Consider the following 15,235-nt stretch of genomic DNA (forward strand, 5'->3'; position numbering starts at 1 on the left):
TTAAATGCAACCACATTCAATAGCCGAGTCCATCAGGAATCACATGGCCCGACAACAAACATTGGCGCAGAGCGAATGCCCGGTGGCCCGAACCCTCGAAGCCATTGGCGATCGCTGGGCCTTGATGATCATTCGCGATGCGTTCGATGACGTGCGCCGGTTCAGCGAATTCCAGAAACGTCTGGGCCTGGCCAAGAACATCCTCACGGTCAAACTGAAAATGCTCGTCGAGCTCGGCGTGCTGCAGATTCAGCCCGCGTCCGATGGCAGCGCCTACAAGGAATACGTGCTCACCGACATGGGCCGCGCGGCGTTCCCCATCGTCGTCAGCCTGCGGCAGTGGGGCGAGCGCTTTCTGTTTGCGGAAGGCGAGGAGCATTCGATTCTGCTCGACAACGAACGGGCCGAGCCCGTTGAGACTATCGTCGTGCGCTCCACGGCGGGCGCGGTGCTGGCCCCGGCGGACTGTCACCGAAAAGTGGTGGCGCGCCGGCAATGAAGCCGGGCAGATAGTCGTGGCGTGTATTCACAGCCGCGCTATCTCCATGGCATGAAAAGTCAAGTCGGCATCCGCCGGTTTTTTGATCTAGGCTGTTTTCGATCCTCGATCAGCAGCGGTGCGCCGTTGCCATATTTCCAGCAACGCGATTACCGGAGTGCCTGATGAGCCTTTCACCTTTCCACCTCGCCATCCCGGTCTACGATCTTGCCGCTTGCCGGCGTTTTTACGGTGAAGTGTTCGGCCTGGAGGAGGGGCGGTCCAGCGCGCAATGGGTCGACTTCAACTTCTACGGCCACCAATTGGTGATCCACGAACAGCCGAAAACGGCTGCCCAGCAAAGCGTTAATAGCAACCCGGTAGACGGTCACGACGTACCGGTCCCGCACTTCGGCATCATTTTGCAGTGGGAACAATGGGAGGCACTGGCTGAGCGACTGAAGTCATTCGGCACGCAATTCGTGATCGAGCCCTACATTCGATTCAAGGGTCAGGTCGGCGAGCAGGCGACCATGTTTCTGCTCGATCCCTGCGGCAATGCGCTGGAATTCAAGGCGTTCAAAGACATGAGTCAGGTGTTTGCCAAATGATCACAGCGTAGTGGTCTGGCCGTTGCGATCGCGTTCATAAACCTTGTTGGCCTGCAGCTTTTCCTTCAGCCAACGCTCGGCCGTGCCCAGCGGCCGTTGGCGTGCCCATAACAGGTCGACGCCGATTTGCCAGTCGGTATGCGGGTACGCCGACAGCTGCAACTCGACCAGTTCGCCATTGCCCAGTTCACGCTGGATCAGTTGGCGCGGCAAGGTCGCCCAGCCGAGGCCGGCGCGGACCATTTCCAGCAGGGCCAGATAGCTTTCCGCTTGCCACAGTTGCGTCGAACGCAGGTATTCACTGCTCGGCAGTTTGCTGGCGTGCGCACTGAACGCCAGGCGCCGGTGCACATGCAAATCGTCGAAGGTGACGTTGTCCAGTTGCGCCAGCGGATGATCGGGATGGCAGACGTGCAGCATGATCAGTTTGCCCAGTTGCTGGAACGCCAGTTCCCGAGGATAGCCCGGCTGCGAAAACGCCACCCCCAGCACCGCCTCGCCACTGCTGACCAGTTCGCTGACATCGCCGTAGACCGGGTGACGAATGATCAGATCGACAAACGGGAAGGCCTGCTCGAACGCTTGCAGCACTGGCATGATCGGGCCGTACGGCGTTTCAATCGCCAGGGTCAGGCTCGGTTCGACGCTATCCGAGAGGCAATCAGCGTGGGCCTCGAAGGTCATGCAGCGCTCCAGTACCGCTTCTGCCTGCACCAGTAATTTATGCCCGCTGGCGGTGAGGGCAGGGCTGCGATTGCTGCGGTCGAACAGCTCGACGCCAAGGTCGGTTTCCAGATTGGCGATCGCTGCGCTGATGGTCGACTGCGTCTTGCCCATCTTGCGCCCGGCGGCGGAGAACGAGCCGCTTTTCACCACTTGGACGAACATCAGCAACTGATCGAGTGAGAAGCGCACGCGGTGTACTCCGAGGTTGAGCGAGACGGCGATTGTGCCGCGTCTTTGCCATCGAAAAAAGCGATGGTTGCCAATTTGTTTCATCGTTAAAAACATTCAAGGATGACCTCGCGTCTTTGAACGCCGGGGCCGATTCTTTCTGTGCATCTGTCCCTGAGCGCCCGCGATTACAACCAACGCTGCCCCTTCAGGAGCTTGTGCCATGACTACACAACGCGTTCACCCGGTCGACGAGGTGTTGCCCCTGCGGCAGCTGGTCACCTTCGGTCTGCAGCATGTTCTGGTGATGTATGCGGGAGCGGTGGCGGTGCCGCTGATTCTCGGCAGTGCGATGGGGCTGACGTCGGCTCAGGTGGTTTTACTGATCAACGCCAACCTGCTGACGTCCGGTGTGGCGACGTTGATTCAGACCCTCGGCTTCTGGAAGTTCGGCGCGCGGTTACCGTTGATTCAGGGCTGCTCGTTCATTGCGCTGGCGCCGATGATCATGATCGGCAAGGAGTTCGGCCTCAGCCAGATCTTTGGGGCGGTGATCGCCGCCGGCTTCCTGACCATCGCACTGGCGCCTGTGTTCAGCCGCTTGCTGCGATTCTTTCCGCCCGTGGTGATTGGCAGCCTGATCACCATCATCGGTATTTCACTGATGCCGGCGGCGGCAATCTGGCTGGGTGGCGGTAATCCCGATTCGCCTGACTTCGGTCGCCCGGCCAATCTGCTGCTGGGCCTGGCCACGGTCAGTGTGACGCTGGTGATTTATGCGAAATTCAGCGGTTTCATCGGCAATCTCAGTGTGCTCATCGGCTTGTTTGTCGGCAGCCTGATCGCTGCCGCCTGCGGCATGACGCACTTCAATCGGGTCAGCGAGGCGGCGTGGTTCGAGTTGAGCGCGCCAATGGCCTTTGGTCCGCCGGAATTTTCTCTGGTACCGATTCTGATCATGACCCTGGCGATGCTGGTGATCATGGCCGAGACCACTGGCAACTGCCTGGCCATCGGCAAACTGGTCGGCGAACCGACTACGCAGCAGACCCTCGGCAACGCCTTCCGCGCCGACGGCTTGTCGACCATGCTCGGTGGTGTGTTCAACAGCTTTCCCTATAACGCTTTCACGCAAAACACCGGCCTGATTGCGCTTTCGAGCATCAAGAGCCGCTTCGTCGTTGCCGCCGCTGGCGCAATCATGGTTTTGATGGGCTTGTTCCCCAAGCTCGGCGCGTTGATTGCGGCGGTGCCCACTCCAGTCCTGGGCGGCTGCGCGATCGTCATGTTCGGCATGACCACGGTGGCGGGCATTCAGGAATTGTCACGGGTGCAGTTCGAAGGCACACGCAACGCCATCATTGTTGCGGTGTCGGTCAGCGTCGGCGTCTTGCCAATGTCGTTTCCGGCCCTGTTCGAACATGTCGGCCCGACGCTGAAACTGGTGCTCGACAGCGGCATTTTTCTCGGTGCGATCACCGCCATTCTGCTCAACCTCTTGCTCAACAAACAAAAACCATCGACCGACGCCGTCGGCGCTTCCACGGCCGAACTGGCCGACTGACTTTTGTCTTTTCTCACTGCCCAGGAGTTACCCATGAATCAATTCACTCAGCTTGTCCCGGCCGGCGTCAGCGATCTGGACCTGGCATTGCTGCGCCAGACCATCGCCCTGTCGCAGGCGTCGAAACAACGTGGCCGGCACCCGTTTGCGGCGCTGGTGGCGGACCGCGACGGCAACGTCATTGCCGAAGCGGGCAACAATTCGATGCCGCCGGAAGGTGATCCCACCCAGCACGCCGAACTGGTCGCGGTGGCTGCGGCGGCGAAGCGTTTGTCACCCACGGAGCTGGAGGCGTGCACGCTGTACACCAGCGCCGAACCTTGCTGCATGTGCGCGGGCGCGGTGTATTGGACCGGTGTCGGGCGAGTGGTGTACGCGTTATCGGAACATGCTTTGCTCGGGCTGACCGGCGATCATCCCGAGAACCCGACGTTCTCGTTGCCGTGTCGCGAAGTGTTTGCCAGAGGGCAGCGCACGGTGAGCGTTTTCGGGCCGATGCTGGAGGAAGAGGCGGCTGAGCCGCATAAAGGGTTCTGGTCTTAGTTGATATGGATCGTTCCCACGCGGAGCGTGAGGAACGATCAGTTTCGCGCGGTCAGGTACTGGTCACTTCACCGGGACGATAACCGCACATTCCCCAGCGGAATGCCCCCCATGGTCTGTTGTGGGGCGCCTGGCTGACTTGCAAGCTCAGCCAGGCGACCCGATTTGCCTAAGCCTCCGTCCAGTCCAGCGCTGCCGTCTCGCGCCACTTCACCTCCGTAATCCCATAGCGCTCGGCCTGGGGTTTGGAAACCACTTTCAACGGTGGTTTACCCGGTTTCGGAATCGGCGCAATACCGGCGTCACAGCTCGCCCAATGCCAAGCGTCGGCGTTGCGCATACTCTTGGCGCGGATGACGAATGATTTTGGCTGGTCGTGATGTTTGTATTCGATGACGAAAATATCGGTGCTACGCATGAGTTCCTCCTTACGCTCATACGTAAATGATTTTGTCCGACAAGAAAAATTCAAAGGATTTTCTGGCCAGATGATCATCGTCACTCAGCGCTCTGAAACGCGGTTCTTCATGAAGCCGCGCAGGTTCATCAGGAACAGGCAAAGCTGCAGAACGATCAGCGCGTAAGCCCCGGCATGGACGCCCCAGATCACCCACAGCAAATTGCTCAGACTGAAACAAACGAAGCCGCTCATGCGCCGTTGCGGTCGTTGCGAACCGATCAGCCAGGCGGCCAGAACGGTGACCAGCATCGCCGGCCATTGCACCCAATCCAGATATGCCAACACTCCATCCTCTGCTCAGATTTGCTTGATGCAGAAAGGGTACACAGCAACCGAAGTATGGTCACCGCCCGCACGGTTCTGCGTAGCAATGGCGGTGAAAAAGGTTTCGCCCGGCAGAAGCCGGGCGAAGATTTCAGGCGCGCAATCAGTAATCCCAAATCGCAGGTATCCAACGGAAAGCAGCACCATTGATCGCGACCCTACCCACCGAAGGGAAGGCCAGATGCGTGGCGACAAACAGCTCGCCGCTGGCGGCGGCTTCCTTGAGCATGCGCACGCGCACTTCCACCGATTTGGTCGGATCGTGTTCGAAACCGTTGTGCCAGTCAGGGTGATCGAACGCCACCGGGAACAACGCGTCACCGGCAAAGGTCAGGCGCTCGCCACCGGAGTTGACGTAGACCACGCAGTGCCCTGGCGTATGACCACCGGTGAGTTTTGCAACTACGCCCGGTGCAACCTGACATTCGTCTTCGAATATGTGCAACTTGCTTTCATAGTGGTTGATGAACGCGTTGGCGGTGCTGCGCAGGACGTCTGGTACTGGTGCGGGCATGTCGGTGCTGGTGAAGTCTGGCGTGGACCAGAAATTCACTTCCGCAGCGGTGACGTGGATGCGCACGTCGTGGCGCAGACGGCTCTTCACCGAGTCGACCAGTAGGCCGCCGATATGGTCCATGTGCATGTGCGTGATGACGATATCAGTGATGTCGGCGAGGTCCACCCCGGCAGCGGCCAGGCGCTTGGGGAACTGCCCGGCGCGCGGGAAACCGGGGAATTGGCCACCGAGGCCGGCGTCGACGAGGATGACTTGTTCGCCGCTACGCACCACCAGCACGTTGAGCGCCCAGTCGAAGGCGTCAGGGCCCAGATACATTTCCTTGAACCAGGCGGCACGGTCGGCGGGGGCGGCATTGGTTGACATGGTCTGGGTCGGCAACGGCAACACGCCGTCGCTGATCACCATCACGTCAATGTCGCCCAGGCGCAGGGCGTAGCGCGACGGCACCAGTTCTTCGCTTTGCGTTTGCAGGGCCACCGCGCGGTTGGCGGTGAAGGAATCCAGATGCAGGGTCATGGTGTTCTCCTTGTTCTCAGGGCTAAAGCGGAGGGTGAAATCAGGCTACAGGGATCAGCGGATCGGCGGCCGCGAGGGCGGCGCGACGTTCGGCGGCGGGCGGGTAGATCCACACCGTGTTGATCTGCGTCTTCAGCTCTTTGGCTTCGGCCTTCACCAGTTTCAGCTGACGATCCCAGCCTTCGGTGTACACCGCGCCCCAGGCGCCCAGATCCAGGCAAGTCACGTACTTGGGCTGGCGATACATTGTCGGAGCGACGCCGAGGATATCGGCGGCGGCGTTGTTGCCGGCGTAGCGACCCAGGCTGATCGCATGCTGGCAAGACATCGCGGCATAGTTGCCGAGGTCGTCAGTGGCGGCGCGAGCGACATCACCGGCGGCAAAGACGTGATCGATGCCGTGCACCTTGAGGTTGCCATCGACATGCAAGCGGCCCTGGCCATCGCGTTCGGCGTCGAGTTGTTCGGTGAGCGGGCTGGCGCGGAAACCTACGGTCCAGATCACGGTGTGGCTTTCGATGTGGCGGCCATCGGCGAGGGTGACGCCATTGGCATCCACAGCGGCAACGCTGGCATCGACGATCCATTCGATACCCAGGTCATTGGACGCCTCGATGATCGACGGGCGAATGCCATCGCCCATGGTCGCAGCGATGTCCTTGCTGCGATCGACAATGATCACGCGCAGGTCTTGATCCTCACCGAGAATCGCGCGCAGGCGCGCCGGCATTTCCGTCGCAGTTTCAATCCCGGTGAAACCGCCACCGGCGACCACCACGGTGTTGCGCGCAACGCTGGGCGGTTGGTTGCCGAGGGCGATGAGATGGCGTTCCAGACGCGCCGAGGATTCGATCTGATCGACATCGAACGCATGCTCCTTGAGGCCAACCACCGGAGGCCGAGCGAGCTGGCTGCCGCTGGCGAGAACCAGCCGATCGTAGGCCAGTTCACCCGGACGCCCGGCCTCGTCGCGGTAACCGATTCGGCGCGCCCGGGCGTCGATGCTTTCAGCGGTGCCTTTGACGAAGCGCACACCCACCGCATCGAACAGCGCGTCGAGCGGCGCGTACATGCTGTGCACGTCCGGCTCGTAGAAGCGCGGGCGAATACGCAATTCCGCTTGCGGGGCGAGCAGCGTGATCTCGACATCCTGACGGGCATGCATATCCAGCAAACGCGCAGCGCTCAGCGCACTCCACAGCCCGCCGAACCCTGCACCGATCACCAATAATTGCTGTTTCATAATGTGCTCCCTGACGCTGATGGATGGATGACACCCGAGTCCGATGCGGACTCTGGCGTGACGATCACTGGCCGCCGTAACTGCTTGCCGTACTGCCTGGCGCTCAATCGCCCGCTGTGTAGAGCCATGCTAGGGCGGGGAGGCTACGAGCGCAGTTGTCCATCGGTGTGCGTGGGGTACGCATGGGTGGAAGGGGGGTATACGAAGGTATGGGGAAAAAGGATCAACCCAGCGCTTTTTCCAGGCAGGCGAGCAAACGTTCAGCCTGAAATGGCTTGGCCAGACACGCGATGACCCCGGGTACGCTGTTGGGCATTTTGCCCGCATGCGCCGACACAAAAATCACCGGCATCCGCCAGCCTTGCGCCCGCAGTGCATCCAGCATCTGCAAACCACCCATGCCCGGCATCTGAATATCGGAAATCAAACAATCAGTCTGCGCCGGCCCGTCCGAGTCAAGGTAGTCCGCTGGCGCCGCATAGCAGAACACCTGATACCCCGACGCTCGCAGCAGGCTGCTCAGCGATGTGCGCATTGCCTCGTCGTCGTCCACTACCGCAATGACATGCGTCTTGTACATAAAGCTCCCGGGCCGGGCGGCCGAGCTGGTGACTCCTGTCGTTCTTGCACCATACGCTGATGGCCAGCGGGCAAAACTATACGTAGGTATAGCGGTTCAGCCATCGCGGCTGAAGCGACTGCGGTAGTCGCGCGGGGAGATCGACAGGTGGCGCTGGAAGCAGGCGCGCAGGCGTTCTTCATCGTTGAAGCCGCAGAGGCGGGCGATTCGTTCGATTTTGTGCGGGGAGTTTTCCAGCAGGCGTTTGGCCGCTTCGAGCCGGAACAGCTCGAGCGCTTTCGACGGTGTGCGCCCGGTGCGCGCTTTATAGACCCGCGTGAAGTTGCGCAGGCTCATTGCGGCTTGCTCGGCGAGGCGCTCCACCGTCAGATTCGGGTCGCCGAGGCGCTCCATGAGCCAAAGGTGCAGATCATCGAACATCGCAGCGTCCTGCGCCTGCGATTGCAGCAGCGTGCTGTATTGCGCCTGGCCGCCGGGGCGTTTGATGTACACCACCAATTCCCGCGCGACTTGCAACGTCACTTCACGGCCGTAATCGGCCTCTACCAGCGCCAGCGCCAGATCGATCCCGGCGGTGACTCCGGCCGAGGTCCAGACCTTGCCTTGCTGAATGAAGATCGCGTCGGCATCTACCTCGACCGCTGGAAAGCGATCGCGCAAAGCGTCGCACATCGCCCAGTGAGTGGCAGCGCGGCGGGCGTCGAGCAATCCGGCCTGAGCCAGCAGAAACGCACCACTGCACACCGAGACCACGCGGCGGGCGAGGTGAGCATGGTCCTGCAGCCAGTCGCTCAGTTCGCGGTGCTCCTCAAGGGTCTGGCAGATGTCAGGGGCGCCGGGCACGACCAGCGTGTCCAGCGCGGTGGTGTCGAGCGTGGTTAACGCTTGGGTGTCGATGGCCAGCCCTTCGACGGTCGGGATCAAGCCGCCGCTGAGGCTGGCGGTGTGCAGTTGATAACCGGGCTGCCCGCGCTCGACCAAGGCTTTGCTCGCCGCCCAGAACACGGTCTGCGCACCGCTGAGATCGAGCAGGCTCAGCCGTGGGTAGGCGATAAACACCACGTCGCGCGGGGCCGTTGTAAAAGCGGGATGAGTGGACATCGCGGGCCTGCCTGTTTGCAGCGCTAGAGGCGGGACTGCCTCAGCCTGGCCGATTTTCAGGGGTTTCTGGCCGGCCGGCAATGGTGCTGACTGTTAGCCTGATTGCTGACCGTCCGGCCGGTGTCTGGCTGCGGTGGCCATCCTGAACTAGATTTATTGACCAGCCCAATGCGTGCTGCGATCTCGCCGAGGAGACACAATGACCTTGTGGTCGCATTCCAGCCCTGCGCAAAGTCCCGATGTGCTCGGCGAACCAGTGGTGTACGTGGTCGATGACGATGCCTCGATGCGCCAGGCGCTCGACAGCTTGCTGCGCTCGATCGGCTTGCAGGTGCGAACCTTCGACAGCGCCGGAGATTTTCTCGCGCAAGCGCAACGTGAGGTACCCGGTTGCCTGGTGCTCGACGTGCGCCTGCGCGGCGAAAGTGGCCTGACGTTTCAGGAACAGATGGAAAAAAATGGCTTGCGCATCCCTGTGGTGTTCATGACCGGCCACGGCGACATCGCCATGAGCGTCAAGGCGATGAAGGCAGGCGCGGTGGATTTTCTGGCCAAGCCGTTCCGTGATCAGGACATGCTCGACGCCGTGGCCAGTGCGTTGGCTCGCGACCGTGCGCGGCTAGCAGCCGAACACTCCGGCGCCGTTTTGTGTCGGGCTTACCAAACCCTGACCGCACGTGAGCGCGAAGTGCTCGGCTTCGTCATTGCCGGGCTGATGAACAAACAGATTGCCGGACAGCTCAACCTCAGCGAGGTCACGGTCAAGGTCCACCGTGGCCAGGTCATGCGCAAAATGGCCGCACGTTCAGTGGCCGATCTGGTGCGTATCGCAGAAGCGCTGGGCATCGAGCCTGTCCAGCGCAACCCCTGAGCGCTGGCGACGTGCAACTCACCGTGCGGCAAAAAACCTGAGCAGTGTTGACGCAGATGGCCAGCAGAAAACAGATTTTGTGGGACGACGGCGAGCGGGTGCTGTCCCGTGAGCGCGGTTCGAATGATGGCAGCCTACTGGCGGTGCGTCCGGCGATGGGCCAGCCATTGCCGAGCACCCTGGAGCGTCTGGCGCATGAATACAGCCTCAGGGACGACCTCAATCCTGCCTGGGCGTTGCAGCCGACAGCTTTCGAGCGTACGGGCACCCGAGTTCGTCTGCTGTTCGACGATCCGGGTGGCGAGCCGTTGTCGCGATTGCTGGTCGCTCCGCTGGATATCGAAACCTGTCTGGAATTGGCCACGAACATCGCCAAGGCACTGGGCCATATGCATCAGTGTGGTCTGGTGCACAAAGACCTGAAACCGCAGCATGTCTTTGTCCATTGCCATGACGGGCAGGCGCGGCTGACCGGCTTCGGCCTGGCCACGCGCTTGCCACGGGAACGGCAAGCGCCCACGCCACCGGAATCTATCGCCGGCACGCTGGCTTACATGGCGCCGGAGCAAACCGGGCGGATGAATCGTTCGATCGATTCGCGTAGTGATCTGTATGCCTTTGGCGTGACGCTGTACCAGATGCTCACCGGCTCGCTGCCGTTCAGTGCCAGTGAACCGATGGAGTGGGTGCATTGCCATATCGCGCGGCTGCCAATGCCCGTGTGTGAACGGGTGGCGACGGTGCCGCCGATGTTCTCGCGAGTGGTCATGAAACTGCTGGCGAAAACTGCCGAGGAGCGCTATCAGAGCGCAGTCGGTGTCGAGCATGACTTGCGCCGTTGCCTCGATGACTGGCGCCGTATGCGGCAGATCGAGACGTTCACGTTGGACGAGCAGGGCGCCTGCGAGCGCTTGCTGATTCCGGAAAAACTCTACGGCCGCGAACACGAAGTGCAAACGTTGATCGATGCCTTCGCCAATGTGGTGCAGACAGGCGCGCCGACACTGGTGCTGGTATCCGGCTATTCCGGCATCGGCAAATCGTCGGTGGTCAGTGAACTGCACAAGGTGCTGGTGCCGTCGCGTGGCTTGTTCGCCGCCGGCAAGTTCGACCAGTACCAGCGCGACGTGCCTTATTCGACTCTGGTTCAGGCCTTTCAGGGGCTGGTGCGGACGCTGTTGGGCAAGCGCACCGACGTACTGGCGGGCTGGCGCGAAGCACTGTTGCGGGCACTGGAAGCGAATGCGCGGTTGATCACCGATCTGATCCCCGAACTCAAGCTGATCATCGGCGAGCCGCCGCCCGTGCCTGAGTTGGAGCCGCAACAGGCGCAGCAGCGGTTCCTTCAGGTCTTGCAGCGTTTTATTGGCGTGTTCGCTCAGTCCGAGCATCCGTTGGCGCTGTTCCTTGACGACCTGCAATGGCTCGACGCGGCCACCCTTGATCTGCTCGAAGATTTGCTCAGTCGCGCAGAGACCCCTCATCTGCTGCTGGTCGGTGCTTATCGCGACAACGAGGTAGATGGCGATCACCCACTCAGCCGCACACTCAAGACCCTGCATCACGCCGGCGTACACATTGACGAAATTCGTCTGGCGCCACTGGCTGGCGCGCACATCGAACAACTGATCAGCGAGTCACTGCGCTGCCCGCCGGCGAGCATTGTCGCGCTGGCGCGGCTGGTGCTGGACAAGACCGCTGGCAATCCGTTCTTCGTCATCCAGTTTCTGCACGCCCTGGCCGAGGAGAAGCTGCTGACATACGAGCCTGCGTGCCAGCGCTGGCGGTGGGATGTGCACCTGATCAACGGCAAGGGCTACACCGACAATGTCGTCGATTTGATGGTCGGCAAACTGGCGCGGCTGCCCCAGGAAACCCGCCAGGCGCTGCAACAACTGGCCTGCCTGGGCAACGTCGCGCGTCTCGACACGCTGGCCACAGTCCTTGATGTGCCGGTGCCTCACGTTCACTCCGCATTGTGGCCGGCGGTGCGGCTTGAGTTGGTCGAGCGTCAGGACGGTGCCTACAGGTTTGTGCATGATCGCATCCATGAGGCGGCGTATTCGCTGATCGCTGAAACCGAACGGGCGCAAATGCACTTGCGCATCGGCCGGCTGCTGGCACTGCAAACCCAGGGTGAGCGGCGCGAGGAGGCGATCTTCGAGATTGTCGGCCAGCTCAATCGCGGTGCGCATCTGATCAGCCTGCGTGCCGAGCGCGAGCAACTGGCCGAGTTCAACCTGCTCGCCGGCCAGCGAGCGAAGGCCTCGACCGCTTATACCTCAGCACTGACCTATCTGGGCGCCGGCGCAGAACTGTTGGGCGAGCAGGGTTATGACAGTCGGCATGAACTGGGTTTCGCTCTGGAGCTGAACCGTGCCGAGTGCGAATTTCTCACCGGCCAACTGCAGCTTGCCGACTCGCGCCTGGCGACATTGGCCGAGCGCGCCGTGACCACCGTCGAGCGCGCGGCGGTGGCGTGCCTGCAGATGGATGTCTACTTGCTGCTTGATCGCAGTGACCGGGCGGTGACGGTGTGTCTGGCCTTTCTGCGTCAGGTCGGCATCGATTGGCCAGCGCGTCCGGACGATATTCAGGTGCGCGACGAATATCAGCAGGTCTGGACCAGCCTGCGCGGGCGCAGTATCGAGCAGATGATCGACTTGCCGCTGATGGAGGATCCTGCCGCGCGGGCCACCCTCGATGCGCTGGGCAAACTCTTCGCGCCGGCGGTGCAGTCGGATCTGAACCTCGCCAGCCTGACCATTTGCAAAGCGATCAGCCTGAGCCTGCAATATGGCAACTGCGACGCCTCCTGCCTGCTCTATGCCAACTTCGGGCGCGTGTCGGGGCCGCGTTTTGGCGACTATGCCGCTGGTTATCGATTTGGCCGTCTGGGCTGCGATCTGGTTGATCGGCGCGGGCTCACGCGTTATGAGGCGAGCACCTGGTTGTGCTTCTCGATCTTCGTGGTGCGCTGGATGCGGCCAGTGCGCGAGTGCCGCGAACTGTTGCGCCGTGCGCTCAACGCGGCCCATCGCAGCGGCGATCTGCCGTATGCCGCGTTCGCCGGAAACAGCCTGATTTCCGATCTGTTGTTTATCGGCGAGCCGCTGGCCGAGGTGCAGGCGCAAGCGGAATCAGGGCTGGTCTATGCACAAAAGGTCGGTTTCGGTCTGGTGGCGGATTTCATGCGCTGCCAGTTGACGCTGATCCGCATGCTGCGCGGGCAGACGCCGACGTTCGGCTGTTTCGACGATGACGGGTTCGATGAAACAGCTGTCGAGGCGCATCTGGCCGGTTCGGCGGATCTGGCGCTGGCGCGCGGCAAGTACTGGGTACGCAAGTTGCAGGCGCGCTATCTGGCCGGGGATTACGCGGCGGCCGCTGAGTGCGCGGCCCAGGCGCAGGGACTTTTGTGGGTGGTTTCGGCGTTTTTCGAGGAGGCCGAATACCATTTCTACGCGGCGTTGACCTTGGCGGCCCACGGCGAAACTGACGCCGGTGCTTTGCAGCGTCTGGGTCAACATCATGAACAGTTGCAGACGTGGGCGCGCTTGTGTGCAGAGACCTTCGCCAGTCAGGTGGCGCTGGTCGGCGCGGAAATGGCGCGCGTCACCGGACAGTTGCTCGAAGCCGAATTGCAGTACGAGCAAGCCATTCAATTGGCTCAGGACAATGGTTTGCTCCATATCGAAGCGCTGGCCAACGAACTGGCCGCACGGTTCTACGGCGCTCGCGGGCTGGTCAGGATATCCCGGGTTTACCTGCGCGACGCACGCTACGCCTATCTGCGTTGGGGGGCTGCTGGCAAGGTGCGGGAGCTGGAGCGACGTCATCGTTTTCTGCGTGCCGAAGAGGCGCAACCGAATCCGGTCACCACGCTCATTACGCCAGTTGAACATCTCGACCTGGCAACGGTGCTCAAGGTCTCTCAAGCAGTCTCCGGCGAGATCGTCCTGGACCGTTTGATCGAAACGGTGATGCGCACCGCGATCGAACAGGCCGGGGCCGAGCATGGCCTGCTCATTTTGTTGAACGCCGACATTGCCTATGTCGCTGCGCGAACCCGTATCGGCGACGGTGCCACGCAGCTGTGCAACGCGCCGCTGCACACGGTGGCGCTGGCAGAGTCAGTGCTCTACCAGACGCTGCGCACCGGCGAAAACCTGTGCCTGGACGACGCGGTTGCCGATCCGCTGTTCGCCGCTGATCCATACGTTCAGCAACGAGGCGCGCGCTCGATCCTGTGCCTGGCATTGATGAATCAGGCGCGGGTCGCCGGGGCGCTGTATCTGGAAAACAACCTGTCCGCCGGGGTGTTCAGCCCGACGCGTCTCGCCGTGTTGCGCCTGGTGGCGTCGCAGGCAGCGATCTCGCTGGACAACGCGCGCCTGTACCGCGACCTCGCCGAGCGAGAAGCGAAGATCCGTCGGCTGGTCGACGCCAACATCATCGGCATCATCGTCTGGGGCGTGGAAGGGGAAATCATCGAGGCCAATGACGCGTTCCTGCGCATGGTCGGTTACACCCGTGATGAGTTGCTTTCGGGCAGTGTCCATTGGCGTGACATGACCCCGCCGGCGATGCGCGCTAACAGCGATATTGCACTGGCAACGGCGATCCACACTGGCCGGGCCCAGCCATTCGAAAAGGAGTACATCCGCAAGGACGGCAGTCGGCTGCCGGTGATTGTCGGTCTGGCTGCCTTCGAAGCGAGTCAGCAACAGGGCCTGGCCTTTGTGCTGGATATCAGCGAACGCAAGCTGGCTGAAGAGCAAGTGCGCGAAGGCGAGCGTCGTTATCGTCAGGTGCAAACGGAACTGGCCCACGCCAATCGTGTGGCAACCATGGGTCAGTTGGCCGCATCGATTGCCCACGAAGTCAATCAGCCGATCGCCGCCACGGTGACCCATGCTAATGCCGCGTTGCGCTGGCTCGGTGCAAAGCCACCAAATATCAACGAGGTCGAGCAGGGCCTGCGGCATATCATTCTCGACGGCAACCGCGCCGCCGACGTACTCGGGCGCATCCGCGCGCTGATTCACAAAACGCCACCGCAGCGTCAGCCTGTCAGCCTCAATCTGCTGATTGAAGAAATGGTCGGTTTCAGCCGGGGCGAAGCGCTCAAGCACGGCGCCGAAGTCAGCGTTGAGCTGGCGGCAGATTTGCCTTTCGTAGTGGCGGACCGGGTCGAACTGCAACAGGTGTTGCTCAACCTGATCATCAACAGCCTCGAAGCCATGACGATCATGGCAGAGGGGCAGCGACGTCTGCTGATTCGCAGTGAGGCGCTGGGCGATAACGTGCACATCAGCGTCAGCGATTCGGGGCCGGGCTTTGCCTGCGAGCGGGCGGAGCAAGTGTTCACGGCGTTCTTCACAACCAAATCCACCGGGCTGGGCATGGGCCTGTCGATTTGCCGCACGATCATTGAAGGACATGGCGGCAAATTGTGGGCCGAGCGCAATGAGCCGAGGGGGGCGCGGGTGGTGTTTGGCTTGCCGCGTTGTGAATGAACATGATCAAC

13 protein-coding genes are annotated in these 15,235 nt (G+C 61.6%); 6 read left to right on the top strand and 7 right to left on the bottom strand.

Annotation, left to right across the window (positions count from 1 at the left end; all coding sequences use genetic code 11):
• The first annotated feature begins 43 nt into the window (after positions 1–43).
• Both AB9L16_RS09900 and AB9L16_RS09905 read left to right on the top strand, forming a co-directional pair.
• Complete coding sequence (locus AB9L16_RS09900) at positions 44–499, top strand: winged helix-turn-helix transcriptional regulator (RefSeq protein WP_375123462.1); 456 nt, start codon at positions 44–46, stop codon at positions 497–499.
• A 164-nt stretch (positions 500–663) separates the two neighbouring features.
• Positions 664–1,089 (top strand): VOC family protein, encoded by a 426-nt coding sequence (locus AB9L16_RS09905; protein ID WP_073475213.1) that lies wholly within the window; start codon positions 664–666, stop codon positions 1,087–1,089.
• Here the strand turns inward: AB9L16_RS09905 and AB9L16_RS09910 are convergent, their stop codons facing one another.
• Positions 1,090–2,004, bottom strand: coding sequence for a LysR family transcriptional regulator (locus AB9L16_RS09910; protein WP_375123463.1), 915 nt, complete (start codon positions 2,002–2,004; stop codon positions 1,090–1,092).
• Positions 2,005–2,206: 202 nt separating this feature from the next.
• On the opposite strand from AB9L16_RS09910, the gene AB9L16_RS09915 reads away from it, so the two are divergent.
• Positions 2,207–3,547: a nucleobase:cation symporter-2 family protein gene (locus AB9L16_RS09915; RefSeq protein WP_375123464.1), complete on the top strand. Its 1,341-nt coding sequence runs from the start codon at positions 2,207–2,209 to the stop codon at positions 3,545–3,547.
• 33 nt (positions 3,548–3,580) lie between these two features.
• Positions 3,581–4,090, top strand: a complete 510-nt coding sequence (locus tag AB9L16_RS09920; protein ID WP_095179608.1) for a nucleoside deaminase — start codon at positions 3,581–3,583, stop codon at positions 4,088–4,090.
• 169 nt (positions 4,091–4,259) lie between these two features.
• Here the strand turns inward: AB9L16_RS09920 and AB9L16_RS09925 are convergent, their stop codons facing one another.
• From AB9L16_RS09925 to AB9L16_RS09950, 6 genes are all read right to left on the bottom strand, one after another.
• Complete coding sequence (locus AB9L16_RS09925; RefSeq protein WP_041480580.1) at positions 4,260–4,508, bottom strand: DUF6555 family protein; 249 nt, start codon at positions 4,506–4,508, stop codon at positions 4,260–4,262.
• Between the two features lie 84 nt (positions 4,509–4,592).
• Positions 4,593–4,799, bottom strand: coding sequence for a hypothetical protein (locus AB9L16_RS09930; protein ID WP_370593551.1), 207 nt, complete (start codon positions 4,797–4,799; stop codon positions 4,593–4,595).
• 178 nt (positions 4,800–4,977) lie between these two features.
• Positions 4,978–5,910 (bottom strand): MBL fold metallo-hydrolase, encoded by a 933-nt coding sequence (locus AB9L16_RS09935; RefSeq protein ID WP_252877893.1) that lies wholly within the window; start codon positions 5,908–5,910, stop codon positions 4,978–4,980.
• Between the two features lie 40 nt (positions 5,911–5,950).
• Positions 5,951–7,153, bottom strand: a complete 1,203-nt coding sequence (locus AB9L16_RS09940; RefSeq protein ID WP_095179611.1) for an NAD(P)/FAD-dependent oxidoreductase — start codon at positions 7,151–7,153, stop codon at positions 5,951–5,953.
• Positions 7,154–7,376: 223 nt separating this feature from the next.
• Positions 7,377–7,733 (bottom strand): response regulator transcription factor, encoded by a 357-nt coding sequence (locus AB9L16_RS09945; protein WP_056784799.1) that lies wholly within the window; start codon positions 7,731–7,733, stop codon positions 7,377–7,379.
• Positions 7,734–7,829: 96 nt separating this feature from the next.
• The gene (locus AB9L16_RS09950; protein ID WP_056784802.1) at positions 7,830–8,834 is read right to left on the bottom strand and encodes a GlxA family transcriptional regulator; all 1,005 of its coding nucleotides are present in this window, start codon (positions 8,832–8,834) and stop codon (positions 7,830–7,832) included.
• A 199-nt stretch (positions 8,835–9,033) separates the two neighbouring features.
• On the opposite strand from AB9L16_RS09950, the gene AB9L16_RS09955 reads away from it, so the two are divergent.
• Positions 9,034–9,705 (top strand): response regulator transcription factor, encoded by a 672-nt coding sequence (locus AB9L16_RS09955; protein WP_056784803.1) that lies wholly within the window; start codon positions 9,034–9,036, stop codon positions 9,703–9,705.
• 56 nt (positions 9,706–9,761) lie between these two features.
• Entirely contained in the window at positions 9,762–15,224 is a 5,463-nt protein-coding gene (locus AB9L16_RS09960; RefSeq protein ID WP_375123465.1) for an AAA family ATPase, read from the top strand.
• The last annotated feature ends 11 nt before the right edge of the window (positions 15,225–15,235 follow it).

Origin of the sequence: Pseudomonas sp. LW8, from assembly GCF_041956865.1 — a bacterium.
Classification (GTDB): Bacteria; Pseudomonadota; Gammaproteobacteria; order Pseudomonadales; family Pseudomonadaceae; genus Aquipseudomonas; species Aquipseudomonas siliginis.